Here is a 2,070-nt window from a genome sequence, read left to right on the forward strand (position 1 = left end):
GGTCCCTCCGTCCGCTCGAGCATTCGATCGATGTCGTCCTCGTAGTGCCCGACGCGTCCCATGATCACGGTTGGCCGAATTGTGCCGCGCGGATCACCACACCGGCCCCCTTTTGCGGCTCCGACAACACGCACGCTAGCGCTTTCGCGTGGATCCGGGTGTCGCGCCGAGCCCGTGGCCGACTGGTCGCGTCCCCCAACTGCTGTAAATAGCCGGACCCGTCAAGGGCACGGCGTAGGTTCCCTCAAGTCCTGACAAGACGATGAAGGAGGACCTACGCCGTGAGACGTACCGTACCGCCGTCGGCGGAGATTGAGGAGAGGATCGATCAGTTGCTTGCTGTGGGGGTGGGTGAGAACCCGCGCGAGTCGCTGTCTGAGCTCGCGAAGCTCGGCGCCCGGTTGATCATCCAGCGCGCCGTCGAGGAGGAGTTCGACGCCTGGCTTGGCCGGGCGCGCTATGAGCGTCGGCCGGAGGCGCCGCCGGGGCTGCGCAATGGGGTTCCGCGCGCGGCGCGTGCAGAGCGGGGAGGGCGAGCTCTCAGTGGAGATCCCCCAGATTCGGGCGGCCGCCGAGCCGTTCGTCTCGAAGCTGTTCCCGCGCGGGACGAAGCTGCTGCGTACCGAGCCGCTGAAGGCGATGGTGATCGGCGCGTTCGTGCGCGGACTGTCGATGCGCGACGTCGAGTCGCTGTGCGACCAAGCGGGGCTGGGGAAGCTGTCGAAGTCGACGGCATCGCGCATCTGCCAGGAGCTGCGCGACCGCTTCGACGCGTTCAAACGCCGCGATCTCTACGACATCCAGCTTGCTGCGCTGTTCCTCGACGCGGTCTTTCTCTCGGTCCGCCGCGACGGGCCGAAGGAGGGCGTGCTGGTCGCCTGGGGGTTCACCGAAGAGGGCGAGCGGGTGCTGCTCTCGGTGATGCTCGGGATGCGCGAATCGCACGAGGACTGGCTCGCGCTCGGGCGCGACTTGATCGCCCGCGGCCTGGGCGCTCCGATGCTGATTGTCGCCGACGGGGCCCCCGGGCTGATCAAGGCCGTCGAGGGGTGCTGGCCGGCCTCAGATCGCCAGCACTGCGCCGTTCACCGCCTGCGCAACCTGCTCGCCAAGCTGCCCGAGCGGGAGCGCGAGCGCGTCCGCGGCGCCTACTGGCAGGCGCTCGACGAGGCCACAGACGAGCGCGACGCAAAGCAACGGGTCGAGGCACTCGTCGACCAGCTCGAGCGCGCCGGTTACACCGCTGCGGCGAGGTGCCTTCGCGACGACCTCGACGCGCTCGTCGTCCACCTGCGCTACCCGATCAGACACCGCCGGCGCTGGCGCAGCACGAACCTGCTCGAGCGCTCGCTCGGCGAGGTCAAGCGACGCACCAAGGTGATCGGGCGCTTCCCCGGCGAGACCAGCTGCCTCACGCTCGTCTGGGCCGTACTCGACCTCTACATCACCCACGCCACCAACGGCATCAAGTTCACCCAGCTCGAACGCCACGCCATCAAGCGCATGCGATACGAGGGCAACGAACAGACAGTCCCCGAGGAGGTGAGCGCCGCATAGACTGACCGCCACCGGGAACCCGAGCCACGGCGAAGTTACAGCAGCTCAGGGACGCGACCGGTGTTGGCGGCGTCACTACCGCATTGGACGAGGAGGAGGAGCGTCGGTCAGCGCTCGTTTGCGCGAGAAGCAGCGCTTTCGCCGGTGCCTCCGGTTGCAGCTTGTCGTCTCTGAGCGGCGGCATGCGGCGTCGCCTGCTGCCCATAGCGGCCATCTGCGACGACGCCTCCGGACAGCATCCGCCGCCGTCGGGGGCGGCGTCTACCTCGACGGGGGCGGATGCCGGAGGCGGCACCAGTCGCCATCGCGCATCTCAGCTGACTGGCCGCTTGCCTGCGTCGTGGTTGTCCCAGTTCCGGTGGGCGCGTTCGGCGCTGCTGGGTGCTGGTGTCGATCGAGGGGTCAGGCCGGCTGCTGCGCTGGCGAGAAGAACCCGGTGAGTGCTTGAGCGAGCGCCTCGGGATGGCTCAGGGGGGCGGCGTGCCCGGCGCCGGGGATCTGGTGTATCCGTGC

1 protein-coding gene is annotated in these 2,070 nt (G+C 68.8%); it reads left to right on the forward strand.

Annotated elements, in window-relative coordinates:
- Nucleotides 1-459 precede the first annotated feature (459 nt).
- Complete coding sequence (locus tag KY462_16975) at nucleotides 460-1,557, forward strand: IS256 family transposase (protein ID MBW3579392.1); 1,098 nt, start codon at nucleotides 460-462, stop codon at nucleotides 1,555-1,557.
- Nucleotides 1,558-2,070 lie beyond the last annotated feature (513 nt).

The organism is Actinomycetota bacterium, from assembly GCA_019347675.1.
Lineage (GTDB): Bacteria > Actinomycetota > Nitriliruptoria > Nitriliruptorales > JAHWKO01 > JAHWKW01.

What these genes read in the sequence shown, in the direction of transcription:
- KY462_16975 (MBW3579392.1), top strand. Translation starts at nt 460, where the DNA reads ATGAGCGTCGGCCGGAGGCGCCGCCGGGGCTGCGCAATGGGGTTCCGC.